Origin of the sequence: Streptomyces sp. NPDC060002, assembly GCF_042737245.1 — a bacterium.
Classification (GTDB): domain Bacteria; phylum Actinomycetota; class Actinomycetes; order Streptomycetales; family Streptomycetaceae; genus Streptomyces.
Map to the genome: position 1 here is coordinate 236,434 of NZ_JBHWUW010000006.1, position 15,287 is coordinate 251,720.

The following is a 15,287-nucleotide window of genomic DNA, read 5'->3' on the forward strand; positions in this document are numbered from 1 at the left end:
GACCATGGGGAACGGGGCTCTCAGTGGTGCGGTGATCGCGGTGGCCGGTGCGGGCGGACCGGCCGGCCGGGCGGCACTGCTCAGGCTCGCCGAGGCGGGCGCGGTCGTCGTCGGTGCGGACAACGACCCCGAGCGCCTGGCGGAGGCCGTCGACGCGGCCCGCTACGGGGCCGGGGGCGCCACCGTCACCGGCGAGCCGGTCGACCTGCTCGACCTGAACTCGACCCGGGACTGGGCGCAGCGCGTCGAGAAGGAGTTCGGCCGGATCGACGGCGTGGTCCACCTCGTCGGCGGCTGGCGCGGCAGCGAGACGTTCATCAAGACCAGCCTCGACGACTGGGACTTCCTGGAGCTGCTGCTCGTCAAGACCGTGCAGCACACCTCGCTCGCCTTCTTCGAGGGCCTGCAGCGCAGCGAGCGCGGCCGGTACGTGCTGATCAGCGCCGCCGGCGCGTCGAAGCCCACCGCGGGCAACGCCGCGTACGCAGCCGCCAAGGCCGCCGCCGAGGCCTGGACGCTCGCGCTCGCCGACGCCTTCCAGAAGGCCGGGGGCGCCGCGGGGCCGACCTCCGCGGCTGCGATCCTGGTGGTGAAGGCGCTGGTGCACGAGGCGATGCGTGCCGACCGCCCCAACGCGAAGTTCGCGGGCTTCACCGACGTGAAGGACCTGGCCGAGGCCATCACCGGAGTCTGGGACAAGTCCGCCCCCGAAGTGAACGGACAGCGTCTGTGGCTCACCGAGAACCCGTGAACCCTCCGAAGACCGACGCGCGACGCCATCACGACCCGGAGGTCCGCGGTTTCGCCAGCGACAACTACGCCGGGGCCCACCCGGAGGTGATGGCCGCCCTGGCCCTGGCCAACGGCGGCCATCAGGTGGCGTACGGCGAGGACGACTACACCGAGCACCTCCAGGGGATCATCCGCAGTCACTTCGGTCCCACGGCGGAGGCCTTCCCGGTCTTCAACGGCACCGGCGCCAACGTCGTCGCGCTCCAGGCGGTCACCGACCGCTGGGGCGCGGTGATCTGCGCGCAGAGCGCGCACATCAACGTCGACGAGGGCGGCGCGCCCGAGCGCATGGGCGGCCTGAAGCTGCTCACCGTGCCCACCCCGGACGGCAAGCTCACCCCCGAGCTGATCGACAGGCAGGCCTGGGGCTGGGAGGACGAGCACCGCGCGATGCCGCAGGTCGTCTCGATCACCCAGAGCACCGAGCTCGGCACGCTCTACACACCCGACGAGATCCGCGCGATCTGCGACCACGCCCACGCGCACGGCATGAAGGTGCACCTGGACGGCTCCCGGATAGCCAACGCCGCCGCCTCGCTGAACGTCCCTATGCGGACGTTCACCAACGCGGCCGGCGTCGATCTCCTCTCGCTGGGCGGGACGAAGAACGGCGCGTTGTTCGGCGAGGCGGTCGTCGTCATCGACCAGGACGCCGTCCGTCACATGAAGCACCTGCGCAAGCTGTCCATGCAGCTCGCCTCCAAGATGCGCTTCGTGTCGGTGCAGTTGGAGGCCCTGCTGGCCAGGGACCTGTGGCTGCGCAACGCCCGCCACGCCAACGGGATGGCCCAGCGGCTCGCCGAGGGCGTGCGGGCCGTGCACGGTGTGGAGATCCTTTACCCCGTGCAGGCCAACGGCGTGTTCGCGCGGCTCCCGCACGAGGTGAGCGAGCGGCTCCAGAAGAAGTTCCGGTTCTACTTCTGGGACGAGGCGGCGGGTGTCGTGCGCTGGATGTGCGCGTTCGACACGACCGAGGAGGACGTGGACACGTTCGTTGCCGCGGTCAAGGAGGAGATGGCGCGGTAGCAGCGGCGTCCGATTGCATAGGTATGCGGTCACCTGAAAAGTCATTGACCTTTGGGTGATCGCTTTCCTATGCTCTCCCGTCATGGAGCTGACCCAGGAGAACCCCGACCTCTCGGCCTATCTGGCTGCTGACGACGTCATCGACCATCACCACCGGCTGGTGCGCGACACGGCCGCCCACCTCGCGAAGGATGCGGAGGACTCGTATGGTTATGCGCGCCTCGCCTTCGAGTTCGTCCGCGACGCCATCCCCCACTCACAGGACGCGGGCGACCCGCGCGTGACCTGGCGCGCCTCGGACGTACTGGAGCAGGGCACGGGCATCTGCCACGCCAAGGCTCATGCCCTGGCCGCCCTGCTGCGGGCCGAGGACATCCCGACCGCGCTGTGCTACCAGCGGTTCGTGCACGACGAGGGGGGCGGACACGCCCTCCACGGGCTTGTCGCCGTGCGCTTCGACGGGGCCTGGCACCGCCAGGATCCCCGCGGCAACAAACCGGGCGTGGACGCGCGGTTCTCCCTGGAGGGCGAGCACCTGGCCTTCCAGCCCGACCCCTCGGCGGGCGAGCTGGACTACCCCGGCCTCTACGCCGCACCGCACCCGGCCGTCCTCGGCGCGCTGCGGGCCGCCCACGACCGGCCGCACCTGTGGAAGACCCTCCCCACCGCACTGTGACCACCGCGCCGCGAGCCCCGGCTGTCGCGGTCGCTCACCTCCCCGGCATGGGTGATGGGGGAGAGGCCGGTGCGGACGGGATCAAGCATCTGGGACAGGACGCCCCGCCCGAGCCGGGCGGGCCGGACGACCCGCCCGGTGAGCGGCCGCGCCTCGTCACCCGGCCGCGCAAGCGCCCGCTGCTCGGCTCCGCCGTGGCCCTGGCCCTCCTCGCGACCGCGACCGCCGTGCCGATCGCCCTCGCCGGCTCCGGAAACGAGACACCCTGCCGGAAGCTCCCCGCCACCACCCGCGCACTGGCCGAGGACCCGGCCGCCGCGACCCGCGCCCTCGACCCGGGCGACGACCTCGCCCGTCTCGACGCGCGAGCCCCGACGGGCGAGCCCCGACGCGCGAGCCCCGACGCGCGAGCCCCGACGCGCGAACGCCGGCCGGGGAACGCGCAGCGCGCGAACCGCGTCAGCGCGCCTCGGCCTCGCGCACCTGCTCCGGCGTCGGCGCCGTGCCGCCCAGGTGGGCCGGCATCCACCAGGTGTCGTTCGCGTCCTTGGGCCGGACGGGATAGGCGCGCTGAGCGGCCTCCAGGAGCTCCTGGACGCGCTCGCGCAGTTGCCGGGTGATCGCCCCCGCGTACTTGTCGCGGGAGGCCTCCATGGCCTCGCCGACGCGGATGGTGACCGGGGTGTGGCTGCGCTTGAAGTTGCGCGGGTGGCCCTTGGTCCACAGCCGCTGCGTACCCCACAGGGCCACCGGGATCAGCGGGACGCCCGCCTCCTGGGCCATCCGGGCCGCGCCCGACTTGAAGCTCTTGAGCGTGAACGACTGCGAGATGGTGGCTTCGGGGAAGACCCCGACGATCTCGCCCGAGCGCAGCGACTCGAGCGCGTGCGCGTAGGCCGTCTCGCCCTGGTTGCGGTCCACCGGGATGTGCTTCATCCCGCGCATCAGCGGGCCGGAGATCTTGTGGCGGAAGACGGACTCCTTCGCCATGAAACGAACGAGACGTTTCTGCGGGAGCGCGGCCAGACCGTCGAAGATGAAGTCGAGGTAGCTGATGTGATTGCTCACCAGCACGGCTCCACCAGAGCGCGGGATGTTCTCCGACCCCTTGCAGTCGATCTTGAGGTCCCAGGCCTTGAACAACGTCTGGGCGAGGCCGACGACGGGGCGGTAGACAATCTCTGCCATGGGCGGGGCGGACCCTTCCTTCTCTTTGCCGGGGAGGCGCTCCCGACGGCAAAGTTACGCAGCCGTAGGTTTACGGCATCTCGCAGATGGTGCCCGAAGAACGGCCGGGGAGCCAGCCCCAGCGCCCGGGAACGGCGAGATCCTCGTCACTTCGGCCCCCTTGATCCACCTCGGGCTTTTAAGTGGTCTTTACTCCGCGCGTACCGCGACCCGCCGTACGAGCAGGTACATCTCGCATCCGAGGCAGTACCCGAAAGCGGCATTGAGGAAGGCGGCCGCCAGCGCCGCCCCGGTCGCCGCGAGGCCCAGCCAGTCCGGACCCAGCGTGAGCCCGACGGCTCCGACCCCCGCGAAGAGCAGACCCACCGCCTGCGCGAACCGTGGCGGCTCCGGCGCCTCGAACTCGGTCGGCGGCCCGATCCTCGGCCGTACGACCTTGCGGAACACCCAGCCGTACGGTGAACGCCCCACCCCGCCCGCCGCGCCGAGCGCGAACGCCAGCGTCTGCCACGCCAGCAGCCAGGCGTTGCCGCTGATCAGTACGACCGCGAGTACTACGGTCGTCACAGCGGCCCCGAAGCGCGGGCCCCTCGCATCGATGTCCATGAATCAAGCATTCCGCAACGGAAACGATTCCTGGGGTCGGGAATCTTTGCAGTCTCGTGAACGCTGGAGGACCTGATGACCGGACTGCTGGTGTGTGTGGCGGTGCTCGCCGCGGCAAGCACCTACGGAGTGCTGCACAAGCGGCGGAGCGGGAGAGTACGGGTGCGCGGGCGCGACGACGGCAAACGGCTCGGAGCGGACCGGCTCGGCGGCGAACTCGGCGAACGGGCCACGCTCGTGCAGTTCTCCAGCGCCTTCTGCGCGCCCTGCCGGGCCACCCGCAGGGTCCTCGGCGAGGTGGCCGGCGTGGTCCCCGGAGTCGCCCACATAGAGATCGACGCCGAGGCGCACCTGGACCTCGTCCGCGAGCTCGACATCCTCAGGACCCCGACCGTCCTGGTGCTCGACGCCGACGGCCACATCGTCCGGCGCGCCACCGGCCAGCCCCGCAAGGCGGACGTCCTCGCGGCCCTGGGGGAGGCCGTGTGATCCGCCCGCGGGGGACGGTGAGGCATCTCCCAGATGCCGGAACGTACTTGACTGCGCGCGCCACCTATCGTCAGCCTGACCGTATGCCTGAGGAACTCCTTCTCCACGGACGGGTCCACGTCGACCTGGTCCGTACCGCGAGCGCGCGCTGTCCGGGCCGTTGAGCACCCACGGCCCGGCTCGCCACCTCCCGCAGAAGGACAACCCCATGACGGCCATACCCGGCCTTGGCTCCCCGCACCTGGCCTCTCCCGACCTCCTGCGCTCCGTCTTCCGCCGGCATGCCGCGGGGGTCGCGGTGATCACCGCCTCCGGTGAGAGCGGCCCGGTGGGCTTCACCGCCACCTCCCTCAGCTCCGTCTCCGCCGAACCCCCGATGCTCTCCTTCGGCATCGGCACCGGCGCCTCCAGCTGGCCGGCGCTGTCGCGGGCCACACATGTGGGCGTCCATATACTCGGCGAGCACCAGCAGGCGCTGGCCGCCACCTTCGCCAGGAGCGGCGCCGACCGCTTCGGGGCGCCGACCGCCTGGCGCGACGGTCCGCAGGGCGTTCCGGTCCTGGACGACGTGCTGGCGTGGCTGGTGTGCCGGGTCGTCGCGCGGGTCCCGGCGGGCGATCACCGCATCGTGCTGGCCGAGGTCGTCCTGGGCGATCCGGAGGGCGCGGGCCGTCCGTTGCTCTACCACCAGGGGCAGTTCACCGCCCTGCGGGATTGATCACTGCCGGGCTCTCCTGCGAAGTCGTCGAGTTCCGATTACGCTGCGTTGCAAAGGTCACAGTTCAAAGCGCTTGCTTAGCGGGAACGAACTGGGTGTACTGACGAGTAATATTTCGGACGGAGCGCGGGCCGCCCCGACCGGGATCGGCCGATTGTGGCGCCTATGCTGCCTGGAAGAAGGCAGCCGAGAACTGACGATGCAGTAGGAGAGCCGGCGTGAGCTTGAGGATCGTTGTCACTGTGAAGTACGTGCCCGACGCCACTGGCGACCGGCACTTCGCCGATGACCTGACCGTCGACCGGGACGACGTGGACGGTCTGCTCTCCGAGCTCGACGAGTACGCGGTCGAGCAGGCGCTGCAGATCTCCGAGAACTCCGACGACGACGTGGAGATCACCGTCCTGACGGTGGGCCCCGAGGACGCCAAGGACGCGCTCCGCAAGGCCCTCTCCATGGGCGCCGACAAGGCGATCCACGTCGAGGACGACGACCTGCACGGCACCGACGCCATCGGCACCTCGCTGGTGCTGGCCAAGGCGATCGAGAAGGCCGGCTACGACCTGGTCATCTCCGGCCTCGCCTCCACCGACGGCACCATGGGCGTCGTCCCGGCCCTGCTGGCCGAGCGCCTGGGCGTCCCGCAGGTCACCCTGCTCTCCGAGGTCTCCGTCGAGGACGGCACGGTCAAGGGCCGCCGCGACGGCGACGCCGCCTCCGAGCAGCTCGAGGCCTCCCTGCCGGCCGTCGTGTCGGTCACCGACCAGTCGGGCGAGGCGCGTTACCCGTCGTTCAAGGGCATCATGGCGGCCAAGAAGAAGCCGGTTCAGTCCTGGGACCTGTCGGACCTGGACCTGGAGGCCGAAGAGGTCGGCCTCGAGGGCGCCTGGACCGCGGTCGACAGCGCGACCGAGCGTCCGGCCCGCACCGCGGGCACGATCGTCAAGGACGAGGGCGAGGGCGGCAAGCAGCTCGCCGAGTTCCTCGCGGGCCAGAAGTTCATCTAAAGGCCCTTCGCCGACCGCCCCTCAACTTCGTTTCGCAGGAGAGCAATCCCATGGCTGAAGTCCTCGTCTTCGTCGACCACGTGGACGGCGCCGTCCGCAAGCCCACCCTGGAGCTGCTGACGCTGGCCCGCCGTATCGGCGAGCCGGTCGCCGTCGCCCTCGGCGCGGGCGCCGAGAACACCGCCGCCGCGCTCGCCGAGCACGGCGCCGTCAAGGTGCTGACCCACGACGCGTCCGAGTACGCCGACTACCTCGTCGTACCCAAGGTCGACGCGCTCCAGGCCGCGGTCGAGTCGGTCTCCCCGGCCGCCGTCCTCGTCCCGTCCTCCGCCGAGGGCAAGGAGATCGCCGCCCGTCTGGCGCTGCGCATCGGCTCCGGCATCATCACCGACGCCACCGACCTCGAGGCCGGCGCCGAGGGTCCGGTGGCCACCCAGTCGGTGTTCGCCGCGTCCTTCACCACCAAGTCCCGTGTCTCCAAGGGCACCCCGGTCATCACCGTGAAGCCGAACTCGGCCGCCGTCGAGGCCGCCCCGGCCGCCGGCGTGGTCGAGGCCCTCGCGGTGACCTTCTCCGCCCAGGCCACCGGCACCAAGGTCACCGGCCGCACGCCGCGTGAGTCGACCGGCCGCCCGGACCTGACCGAGGCCGCGATCGTGGTCTCCGGCGGCCGCGGCGTCAACGGTGCCGAGAACTTCGCCCTCATCGAGTCCCTCGCCGACTCCCTCGGCGCGGCCGTCGGCGCCTCCCGCGCCGCGGTGGACGCCGGCTGGTACCCGCACACCAACCAGGTCGGCCAGACCGGCAAGTCCGTCTCGCCGCAGCTCTACATCGCCAACGGCATCTCCGGCGCCATCCAGCACCGCGCCGGCATGCAGACCTCGAAGACCATCGTGGCCGTCAACAAGGACGCCGAGGCCCCGATCTTCGACCTGGTCGACTACGGCGTCGTCGGCGACCTGTTCGACGTCGTCCCGCAGCTCACCGAGGAGATCAACACCCGCAAGGGCTGATCACCCGGCAGTCGCAGCACCGTTCGAGGCCCCCGTGACCGCCGGCGGTTTCTAGGAATCGTCGCAACACATGATCGGTTGTGTCAGACGGCGAGCAGTTTATGCAGGCGCTCGGCTGGGGTTTCCCAGCCGAGCGTTTTGCGTGGGCGGCCGTGTAGCTGGGCGGCGACGGCGTCGAGGTGCTCGCGGCTGTGGACGGACAGGTCGGTTCCCTTGGGGAAGTACTGCCGCAGCAGGCCGTTGGTGTTCTCGTTGGAGCCGCGCTGCCAGGGGCTTGCCGGGTCGCAGAAGTAGACCGGGACGTCCGTGGCGACGGTGAAGCTGTGGTGGGCGGCCATCTCGGAGCCCTGGTCCCAGGTCAGAGACCGCTTGAGATGCGGTGGCAGCCTGTGTGCGGCATCCGTCAGTGCGTCTCGGACACTGGCCGCGGTGTGGTCAGTGGGCAGGTGGAGGAGCATCACGTAGCGGGTGCTGCGTTCGACGAGGGTGCCGATCGCCGAGCCGCTGTTCTTGCCGATGATGAGGTCGCCTTCCCAGTGGCCGGGCACGGCCCGGTCGTCCGCCTCGGCCGGGCGGTCGCTGATCATCACCATGGGATCGGCAAAGCGTGGCTGTCGGCAGTTGGCCTGGCGGTGGGGCTTGCGGCGGGCGCGTCCGGTGCGCAGGGCGCCGGCCAGCTCCCGGCGCAGTGCTCCGCGTCCTTGCACGTAGAGCGCCTGGTAGACGGTTTCGTGGACCACGTGCATCTCCGGCCGGTCGGGGAACTGTCTGCGCAGAGCGTGACAGATCTGTTCCGGGCTCCACCGCTCGTCAAGACCCGCCTGGACGGCGGCCCGCAACTCCGGGTCCTGGCTGATCTTCCGGGGCTTGGGGCGGGGACGGCGGTCATCCGCGCGGGCCTGCGCGGCGAAGGGACGGTACTGGCCGTTGACGGGGTGCCGGTTGCGGCGGATCTCCCGGCTGACGGTGGAGGGACTGCGGCGCAGTTCGGCGGCGATCGCGCGGATTGTCGCCTTCTCGAGGAGCCGGTCGGCGATGTAGATCCGGTCGGCTTCCCGCAGGTACCGGGACACACCAGAAGGCGGCAGAACCGGTCTGGCCGGTGCTGCCGCCTTCTGCCGACCGGAGGGGTTCCGGCCGTTACGCCATCGCTTTCCCGTACGGAGGTTGATGCCGACGGCCTTGGCCGCCTCCGTGTAACTCACGCCCTGCTGCACGAGCCGGAAGTATTCCTCCCGCTCACGGGTCAGCTTCCTGCGGCCCTGAGCCACCGTCCGGGCCTGGCGGATCTCGAACATCGCACCCCTTGAGCTGGGGTGTTGCGACGATCACTAGAACCTAAGGCCAGGTCACGGGGGCCTCGGCTCATTCCGGGCTCAGGGACGCCTGTACCGGCAGATGATCGCTCGGGTACTGGCCGTTCAGGGCGAAGGTGTCGGTCCACTCCCGGTGGACCCTGAACCCGGGCGTCGCCAGGATCCAGTCGATGCGGTCCCCGTTCGGCGTGAGCGGCTTGTACCCGTGGAACGTGGCATACGCCCCGCCACGCGAGCGTGCCGCGTCCCAGGTGTCGACCAGCCCGGCGGCCAGCAGGGTGTCGTAGACCGGATTGACGTGCGCGACGGCGTTGAAGTCGCCGGTCAGCAGCAGGGGCAGGGAGCGGTCGAACCCGGCGATCCGCGCCGCGATCAGGGCGGCGGAGCGCTCGCGCGCGTACTGGCCGGCGTTGTCGAGATGGGTGTTGAGGACGCAGAACTCCCGCCCCACCGCCCGCAGATCACGGAAGCGGACCCAGGTGACCATGCGGGGATGGGCCGCGCCCCAGGTGTTGGAGCCGCGTACCTCGGGCGTGTCGGAGAGCCAGAAGTGCGCGTGCTCGGCCGGGGCGAGCCGACGGGTGTCGTAGAAGACGGCCATCGCCTCGTCGTCGACGGCTCCGCGGCTGGTGCCGATCCACTCGTACCGCTTCCCCAGGTCGGCCGCGATGTCCCGCAACTGCTGCGGCCGGCCCTCCTGGGTGCCGATGACGTGCGGGGCGGCCCGGCGCAGCAGCGCGCGCATGACCGGTCGGCGCACCGCCCAGCTGTTGGGCTCCTCGGCGGACGCGAAACGGAGGTTGTACGTCATGACCTCCAGCGGCGGCACGGACGCCGGCCGGAGCGTCCCGTGCGGCCGGCTCTCGTGCCGTGCGGCCGAGGCCCGCACCGTACCGAGCAGGGGGACGGCGGCCACGGCGGCCACCACGGTTCTCAGCCCCGCCCGGCGAGTCGGCCGACTGCTGCTCGTCATGTGTTCCCCTTTGTCTCGTGAGCCAGGATGAAGGTGTGAACCCTTGTACGGAAGAGGGCGTGGATGCGGCGGTGAACGCGAGGGGCAAGCCGTGGACAGGGTGTTGACCTGCCGGAAGCTGCACGGATAGCTTCGCTCTACGGATTGTTGATTCCGTACAGCGGAAAAATCGGAGGGTGTGGAATGGGTCAGGGCCAGCAGGAGACGGTCGCGACGAGCCTCGCGGGCGCCGTCAGCGAGGAGATCAGCGCCTCCCTCGTCCCGGTCGACGCCGAACTCGACCGCCGCTACCCCGGCGACCCCGGCACCCGCCAGCCCGTCCACACCGTCTACGTCCCCGGCGACGCCTTCGACGCCGACACCATCCGCTCCTGGGGCGACCGGGCCCTCGCCGCCCTCGACGAGCACGCCCCGGACGCGGCCTCCTTCGCCGCCTGCCTCGGTCTCTCCCAGGATCTCGCCGAGCCCGTGTACGGGCGCGTGCGGGCCAAGCTGGAGCGCGAACCCATCGAGGACCTGCGCGTCGACTTCGAGGACGGCTACGGCCCCCGCCCGGACGCCGAGGAGGATGAGGCGGCCGCCCGCGCGGCCCGGCTGATCGCGGAGGCGGGCGCCAAGGGCACCGCGGCCCCGTACATGGGCATCCGCATGAAGTGCATGGAGGCCGCGGTACGCGACCGGGGCATCCGCACCCTCGACATCTTCCTCACCGGCCTGATGGAGAACGGCGGCCTTCCCGACGGCCTGGTCCTGACCCTCCCCAAGGTGACGTATCCGGAGCAGGTCACCGCGATGGTCCGGCTCCTGGAGGCCTTCGAGCGGGCGCGGGGCCTCGACGCCGGACGGCTCGGCTTCGAGATCCAGATCGAGACCAGCCAGTCCATTCTCGCCACCGACGGCACCGCGACGGTCGCCCGCATGATCCAGGCGGCCCGGGGCCGCGCCACCGGTCTGCACTACGGCACCTTCGACTACAGCGCCTGCCTCGGTGTCTCCGCCGCCTACCAGGCCGGCGACCACCCCGCCGCCGACCACGCCAAGGCGGTCATGCAGGTAGCGGCGGCCGGCACCGGGGTGCGCGTCTCGGACGGCTCCACGAACGTGCTGCCGGTCGGCCCGACCGAGCAGGTCCACGCCGCCTGGCGGCTGCACTACGGCCTCACCCGCCGCGCCCTGTCCCGCGCCTACTACCAGGGATGGGACATGCACCCCGGCCACATCCCCACCCGCTACGCGGCCGTCTTCGCCTTCTACCGGGAGGGCTTCGCCCAGGCCGCCGAGCGGCTTTCGCGGTACGCCAACCGGGCCGGCGGTGATGTGATGGACGAGCCCGCGACCGCCAAGGCCCTCAGCGGCTACCTGCTGCGCGGCCTGGACTGCGGCGCCCTCGACCTCGCCGAGGTGACCGACGCGACCGGGCTCACCAGGGCGGCCCTGGAGGGCTTCGCGACGCCGCGCCGAGGCGATCTGACGGTCTCCGGGCAGTAGCAGTAGCGGCTGCGGCCGGCGCGGGGTGGCCTCGGGGGCTCCTCCGGCCGGCGGGCCGGCCGGAGGAACAGGGCGTCCTCGCCGAGGACCGGAACCGCTCGACGACACCGCGCAACCCCTGCCCCGCCGGCCTCTGTTCAGCGGTGACTACTGCTGCGGGAGCTCGTACGGACGCGTGATGATCTCCATGCCGTGCCCGGCCGGATCCATGAAGTACACGCCCCGGCCGCCGTGGTGATGGTTGATCTCACCCGGCTGCTTGCCGTGCGGATCGGCGAAGTACGTGATCCCCGCCCGCTGGATCCGCTCGAAGGCCGCGTCGAACTCCTCGTCCGAGACGAGGAACGCGTAGTGCTGCATGACGATCGACTCCACCGGGATGGCGGCGAAGTCCAGGGTGACGCCGTTGCTGGTGTTCACCGGGACGAACGGACCCCACTCGGGGCCCACTTCGAGTCCCAGGACGTGAGCGAGGAACTCGGCGGACTCCCGGTTGTCACGGGAGTGGATGATGGTGTGGTTCAACTCGACTGACATGTGTGGAATGCCTCCGTAAGGCAAACTCACGGGCACCTCCATGCCTCACCCGGCCGGTGACCGACACGCGATGCCGTTCGATCACTTTAACGGACGCGCAGGTGTTCCAGGCCGGACGCGATCGCCAACTTCTCTTCCGCGAACAGGCGGGTGCCTTCCTCGCACAGCCGTGCGTCGGCCCGTGCGCGGGCACAGAACTCCTCCGGTGTCGTCCCGAACAGCTGCCGCAACGCCGGTGACCGCGTGAGGAGTTCGGTGATCAGGGCACGCTGTCCTGGATGCCTGCGCGGAACCCCGTCGCCGTTGTGCAGCACTCCGTGATGGTTCACGTACGCGAACGCATCGAGGAGGACCTCGCCGTTCTCCAGCTCGACCCGGATTCCCGGCGCGGGCAGCAGGACCCGGTCGTAGTTCGGCTCTGTCGCGTCGATCAGGGCGAGTTGTTCCGGGTCGAGCCAGATGACGAACAACTCCCTTGTGACGGCGGGGGCGTCGACCGGGGACGCGGACACATAGCCGAGGCGGCTGACATGCGCCGAGACGCCGATGTCGATGCCCGTGACCCGGGCCTTCACCATGGGGACGGGTGAGGTGACCGCGAACTCGGCCATCTTGTCCCGCAGTTGGGCGGGGCTGGCATTGGAGCCGACGGCCACGACCGGAGTGCGGCCGGGATGCGTCAGCCGGTCCAGCGGCAGCAGCTCGTCCCCGCGGAGCAGTCCGGACGCGGCCGGCCAGGCGCCGGGATAGCTCAGCGGGTGGTCGCGCGGCGCGTCGGCCAGGCCAAGTGCCCGAAGGGTGCGGTGCTCGTCGCGGGCGTCCATGGGCGTCTCAGTCGGCCGGCGGCAGCTCGCCCGAGCCGCGCGTGACGAGCCGGGTCGGCAGTTCGATGCGCTCGGGGGTGATCAGAGTGCCGTCCAGCTGCCCGAACAGGCGCTCCGCTGCGGTCCGGCCGAGCGTGGCCGCGTCCTGGGCGATCACGGTGACCCCCGGCTGGAGCAGGTCGGCGAGCTCCAGGTCGTCGAAGGCCACCAGGGCGACCGGGCGGCTCCGCTCGGCGAGCACCCGGATCACGGTGACCGTCACCCGGTTGTTGCCCGAGAAGACCGCCGTGACCGGCGCGGGTCCGGACAGCATCTCCTCGGCCGCGCGGCGCACCCGCAGCGGATCGGTGGCGCCCAGCGACATCCAGGCGTCCTCGACCGGTATGCCCGCGTCCTCCATCGCCGTCCGGTAGCCGCGCAGACGTTCTGCGGCGGTGTGGATACGGGGCATGTCGCCGATGAAGCCGATCCGGCGGTGCCCGTGCGCCACCAGATGGGTCACGCCCTCGTGGGCGCCGCCGAAGTTGTCCGACAGGACGCAGTCGGCGTCGATCTGCCCGGCCGGCCGGTCCACGAACACCGTGGCGACGCCCGCCTTGATCTCGGGCTCCAGGTACCGGTGGTCGTCACCGGCCGGGATCACCACCAGACCGTCCACCCGGCGCGCGCACAGCGCCAGCGCCAGCTCCTGCTCCCGGTCCGGGTCCTCGGCGCTGGAGCCGTTGATGAGCAGTGCGCCGTGGGCGCGGGCCACCTCCTCCACCGCGCGGCTGAGCGGCCCGTAGAACGGGTCGGCGAGATCCTCCAGGACCAGGCCGATACTGGCCGTGCTCCCCTTGCGCAGCACCCGGGCGCTGTCGTTGCGGCGGAAACCGAGCGCGTCGATGGCCTCCTGGACACGGCGTTCCGTCTCGGGCGTGACGCCCGGCTCGCCGTTCACCACGCGCGAGACCGTCTTGAGGCCGACTCCGGCGCGAGCGGCGACGTCCTTCATGGTGGGACGGTTGCCGTAACGGCTCTCGGGCCGGCGCTGCGTCTCGGGCACGATGCTGTGTCCTGTCCTGTCGTCCACGGGAGGTCGGCCAGGCACGCCGTCCACAAGATGTTGCGCACGGGGATGCGTGGGTCCCAGGGTTTGTATGAGGATGTGGCGTCGAGCATAGAGCCTGGACAACGTTGTCAGATGCGGGAGACACTGTCCACCGCAAACTCCGGCCCGCGTCCCCCAACCGCTGGACCGGCCAGCCCCTTCCATGGTGGACCGGGAGAAACCAGACTGATGTACACCGACCTCGTGGCCGCGCTCGACATCGGCGGCACCAAGATCGCCGGAGCGCTGGTGGACGGCGACGGCACGATCCTGGCCCGCGCGCAGCGCCCCACGCCCGCCCAGGAGAACGGCGACACCGTGATGCGGGCCGCCGAGGAGGCGCTGGCCGAGCTGACCGCGTCTCCGCTGTGGGGGCGCGTCCGGGCCGTCGGCATCGGCAGCGCGGGCCCGGTGGACGCCTCGGCGGGCACGGTCAGCCCGGTGAACGTGCCCGGCTGGCGCGACTTCCCGCTGGTCGACCGGGTCCGGGCGGTCACGGGGAACCTCCCGGTCGAGCTCATCGGCGACGGCGTGGCGATCACGGCGGCCGAACACTGGCAGGGCGCCGCCCGCGGGCACGACAACGCGCTGTGCATGGTGGTCTCCACCGGCGTCGGCGGCGGCCTGGTCCTGGGCGGCCGGCTGCACCCCGGCCCCACCGGCAACGCCGGACACATCGGCCACATCAGCGTCGAACTCGACGGCGACCTGTGCCCGTGCGGCGCGCGCGGCTGCGTGGAACGCATCGCCAGCGGCCCCAACATCGCCCGGCGGGCCCTGGAGAACGGCTGGCTGCCCGGCCCCGACGGCGACGCCTCCGCGGCCGCGGTGGCCGCCGCCGCCCGCGCGGGCGACCCGGTCGCCGTGGCCTCCTTCGAACGGGCCGCCCAGGCACTGGCCGCCGGAATCGCGGCCACGGCGACCCTCGTCGAGATCGACATCGCGGTGGTCGGCGGGGGCGTGGGCAAGGCGGGCGAGGTGCTCTTCGCCCCCCTGCGCCGGGCGCTCCGCGACTACGCCACCCTCTCCTTCGTCCAGCGCCTGACCGTCACGCCCGCACAGATGGGCACGGACGCGGGCCTGGTGGGAGCGGCGGCGGCAGCGCTGTCGGCGAGCACGGAGGCCGGGGCGGAGGCGGGCGCCACGGCGGCGGGAGTCTGACGCCGACGGGCGGCCCCCGGAGGAAACGTTCCGGCGTGGAGGCGGCGTAGGGGGCCATGGCGGACCGGCTTCGCCGGTGCTCGTGTCGGTGCTGGCGGCGGGCGGCTGGGCGTCGCACGGGCGCGGGTGGGGGCCTGCGTGGCGGTCGGCCGTGTGGTGGTCACTCGGCGACGTGCCGGACCGTTGTCGCGGCCGCCGTGACGGCGGTCCAGCCGCTCCCAGGCGGCGTGCGGGGTGGTGCCTGACGGGCAGTGCCGGTGTTTGTGCCGGTGCTCGCGGCGGCGGCCGGGGTGGGGCGGGGGCGGGGGCGGCGGGGCCCCCCACCCCTCGATCGCTCAGGGCGTGTAGACCGTCGGGCGGGGTGCCGTCTGCATACCGTTGCC

At 71.4% G+C, this 15,287-nt stretch carries 16 protein-coding genes; 9 read left to right on the forward strand and 7 right to left on the reverse strand.

All coding sequences use genetic code 11. The features are described 5' to 3' along the window. The first annotated feature begins 4 nt into the window (after nucleotides 1-4). The 3 genes from ACFWBD_RS08830 to ACFWBD_RS08840 all read left to right on the forward strand — a co-directional run bounded on the left by ACFWBD_RS08830 (nucleotide 5) and on the right by ACFWBD_RS08840 (nucleotide 2,494). The gene (locus tag ACFWBD_RS08830; RefSeq protein WP_385664697.1) at nucleotides 5-751 is read left to right on the forward strand and encodes an SDR family NAD(P)-dependent oxidoreductase; all 747 of its coding nucleotides are present in this window, start codon (nucleotides 5-7) and stop codon (nucleotides 749-751) included. Beyond that, on the forward strand, nucleotides 748-1,818 hold the full coding sequence (locus ACFWBD_RS08835) for a threonine aldolase family protein (RefSeq protein ID WP_385664627.1): 1,071 nt from the start codon (nucleotides 748-750) through the stop codon (nucleotides 1,816-1,818). Before ACFWBD_RS08830 ends, ACFWBD_RS08835 begins: the two co-directional genes overlap by 4 nt. Nucleotides 1,819-1,900: 82 nt before the next feature. Next, nucleotides 1,901-2,494 (forward strand): transglutaminase domain-containing protein, encoded by a 594-nt coding sequence (locus ACFWBD_RS08840; RefSeq protein ID WP_385664631.1) that lies wholly within the window; start codon nucleotides 1,901-1,903, stop codon nucleotides 2,492-2,494. 459 nt (nucleotides 2,495-2,953) lie between these two features. On the opposite strand, the gene ACFWBD_RS08845 is transcribed toward ACFWBD_RS08840, so the two are convergent. Both ACFWBD_RS08845 and ACFWBD_RS08850 read right to left on the reverse strand, forming a co-directional pair. After that, the gene (locus ACFWBD_RS08845) at nucleotides 2,954-3,682 is read right to left on the reverse strand and encodes a lysophospholipid acyltransferase family protein (protein ID WP_351755486.1); all 729 of its coding nucleotides are present in this window, start codon (nucleotides 3,680-3,682) and stop codon (nucleotides 2,954-2,956) included. Between the two features lie 189 nt (nucleotides 3,683-3,871). Next, the gene (locus ACFWBD_RS08850) at nucleotides 3,872-4,288 is read right to left on the reverse strand and encodes a DUF4395 domain-containing protein (RefSeq protein ID WP_385664634.1); all 417 of its coding nucleotides are present in this window, start codon (nucleotides 4,286-4,288) and stop codon (nucleotides 3,872-3,874) included. Between the two features lie 75 nt (nucleotides 4,289-4,363). Between ACFWBD_RS08850 and ACFWBD_RS08855 the strand changes: the two genes are divergently transcribed. The 4 genes from ACFWBD_RS08855 (at nucleotide 4,364) to ACFWBD_RS08870 (ending at nucleotide 7,515) form a co-directional block, all read left to right on the forward strand. Beyond that, nucleotides 4,364-4,777 carry a TlpA family protein disulfide reductase gene (locus tag ACFWBD_RS08855; protein ID WP_385664637.1) on the forward strand — a complete coding sequence of 138 codons (414 nt, stop codon included), beginning with the start codon at nucleotides 4,364-4,366 and terminating at the stop codon, nucleotides 4,775-4,777. Between the two features lie 208 nt (nucleotides 4,778-4,985). Continuing rightward, nucleotides 4,986-5,495 carry a flavin reductase family protein gene (locus ACFWBD_RS08860; protein ID WP_385664640.1) on the forward strand — a complete coding sequence of 170 codons (510 nt, stop codon included), beginning with the start codon at nucleotides 4,986-4,988 and terminating at the stop codon, nucleotides 5,493-5,495. Between the two features lie 218 nt (nucleotides 5,496-5,713). Continuing rightward, complete coding sequence (locus tag ACFWBD_RS08865; RefSeq protein ID WP_385664643.1) at nucleotides 5,714-6,502, forward strand: electron transfer flavoprotein subunit beta/FixA family protein; 789 nt, start codon at nucleotides 5,714-5,716, stop codon at nucleotides 6,500-6,502. Nucleotides 6,503-6,552: 50 nt separating this feature from the next. Then, a complete protein-coding gene (locus ACFWBD_RS08870) occupies nucleotides 6,553-7,515 on the forward strand; it encodes an electron transfer flavoprotein subunit alpha/FixB family protein (protein ID WP_385664646.1) in 963 nt (320 codons plus the stop codon). Nucleotides 7,516-7,598: 83 nt separating this feature from the next. On the opposite strand, the gene ACFWBD_RS08875 is transcribed toward ACFWBD_RS08870, so the two are convergent. Continuing rightward, nucleotides 7,599-8,813, reverse strand: a complete 1,215-nt coding sequence (locus ACFWBD_RS08875) for an IS30 family transposase (RefSeq protein WP_385664649.1) — start codon at nucleotides 8,811-8,813, stop codon at nucleotides 7,599-7,601. Between the two features lie 67 nt (nucleotides 8,814-8,880). Beyond that, nucleotides 8,881-9,804, reverse strand: coding sequence for an endonuclease/exonuclease/phosphatase family protein (locus ACFWBD_RS08880; RefSeq protein WP_385664652.1), 924 nt, complete (start codon nucleotides 9,802-9,804; stop codon nucleotides 8,881-8,883). 183 nt (nucleotides 9,805-9,987) lie between these two features. Between ACFWBD_RS08880 and ACFWBD_RS08885 the strand changes: the two genes are divergently transcribed. Next, nucleotides 9,988-11,292, forward strand: a complete 1,305-nt coding sequence (locus ACFWBD_RS08885; RefSeq protein WP_385664654.1) for a DUF6986 family protein — start codon at nucleotides 9,988-9,990, stop codon at nucleotides 11,290-11,292. 147 nt (nucleotides 11,293-11,439) lie between these two features. Here ACFWBD_RS08885 and ACFWBD_RS08890 read toward each other — a convergent pair whose 3' ends face one another. The 3 genes from ACFWBD_RS08890 to ACFWBD_RS08900 all read right to left on the reverse strand — a co-directional run bounded on the left by ACFWBD_RS08890 (nucleotide 11,440) and on the right by ACFWBD_RS08900 (nucleotide 13,698). Further along, nucleotides 11,440-11,829 carry a VOC family protein gene (locus ACFWBD_RS08890; RefSeq protein WP_385664657.1) on the reverse strand — a complete coding sequence of 130 codons (390 nt, stop codon included), beginning with the start codon at nucleotides 11,827-11,829 and terminating at the stop codon, nucleotides 11,440-11,442. Between the two features lie 86 nt (nucleotides 11,830-11,915). After that, nucleotides 11,916-12,653: a hypothetical protein gene (locus tag ACFWBD_RS08895; RefSeq protein ID WP_385664660.1), complete on the reverse strand. Its 738-nt coding sequence runs from the start codon at nucleotides 12,651-12,653 to the stop codon at nucleotides 11,916-11,918. Nucleotides 12,654-12,660: 7 nt separating this feature from the next. Then, nucleotides 12,661-13,698, reverse strand: coding sequence for a LacI family DNA-binding transcriptional regulator (locus ACFWBD_RS08900; RefSeq protein WP_385664663.1), 1,038 nt, complete (start codon nucleotides 13,696-13,698; stop codon nucleotides 12,661-12,663). A 234-nt stretch (nucleotides 13,699-13,932) separates the two neighbouring features. On the opposite strand from ACFWBD_RS08900, the gene ACFWBD_RS08905 reads away from it, so the two are divergent. Next, nucleotides 13,933-14,904 (forward strand): ROK family protein, encoded by a 972-nt coding sequence (locus ACFWBD_RS08905; protein ID WP_385664666.1) that lies wholly within the window; start codon nucleotides 13,933-13,935, stop codon nucleotides 14,902-14,904. Nucleotides 14,905-15,287: the final 383 nt, after the last annotated feature.

Coding starts and splice junctions, on each gene's coding strand:
- ACFWBD_RS08830 (WP_385664697.1), top strand. CDS start 5: ATGGGGAACGGGGCTCTCAGTGGTGCGGTGATCGCGGTGGCCGGTGCG.
- ACFWBD_RS08840 (WP_385664631.1), top strand. CDS start 1,901: ATGGAGCTGACCCAGGAGAACCCCGACCTCTCGGCCTATCTGGCTGCT.
- ACFWBD_RS08845 (WP_351755486.1), bottom strand. CDS start 3,682: ATGGCAGAGATTGTCTACCGCCCCGTCGTCGGCCTCGCCCAGACGTTG.
- ACFWBD_RS08850 (WP_385664634.1), bottom strand. CDS start 4,288: ATGGACATCGATGCGAGGGGCCCGCGCTTCGGGGCCGCTGTGACGACC.
- ACFWBD_RS08855 (WP_385664637.1), top strand. CDS start 4,364: ATGACCGGACTGCTGGTGTGTGTGGCGGTGCTCGCCGCGGCAAGCACC.
- ACFWBD_RS08860 (WP_385664640.1), top strand. CDS start 4,986: ATGACGGCCATACCCGGCCTTGGCTCCCCGCACCTGGCCTCTCCCGAC.
- ACFWBD_RS08870 (WP_385664646.1), top strand. CDS start 6,553: ATGGCTGAAGTCCTCGTCTTCGTCGACCACGTGGACGGCGCCGTCCGC.
- ACFWBD_RS08875 (WP_385664649.1), bottom strand. CDS start 8,813: ATGTTCGAGATCCGCCAGGCCCGGACGGTGGCTCAGGGCCGCAGGAAG.
- ACFWBD_RS08880 (WP_385664652.1), bottom strand. CDS start 9,804: ATGACGAGCAGCAGTCGGCCGACTCGCCGGGCGGGGCTGAGAACCGTG.
- ACFWBD_RS08885 (WP_385664654.1), top strand. CDS start 9,988: ATGGGTCAGGGCCAGCAGGAGACGGTCGCGACGAGCCTCGCGGGCGCC.
- ACFWBD_RS08890 (WP_385664657.1), bottom strand. CDS start 11,829: ATGTCAGTCGAGTTGAACCACACCATCATCCACTCCCGTGACAACCGG.
- ACFWBD_RS08895 (WP_385664660.1), bottom strand. CDS start 12,653: ATGGACGCCCGCGACGAGCACCGCACCCTTCGGGCACTTGGCCTGGCC.
- ACFWBD_RS08905 (WP_385664666.1), top strand. CDS start 13,933: ATGTACACCGACCTCGTGGCCGCGCTCGACATCGGCGGCACCAAGATC.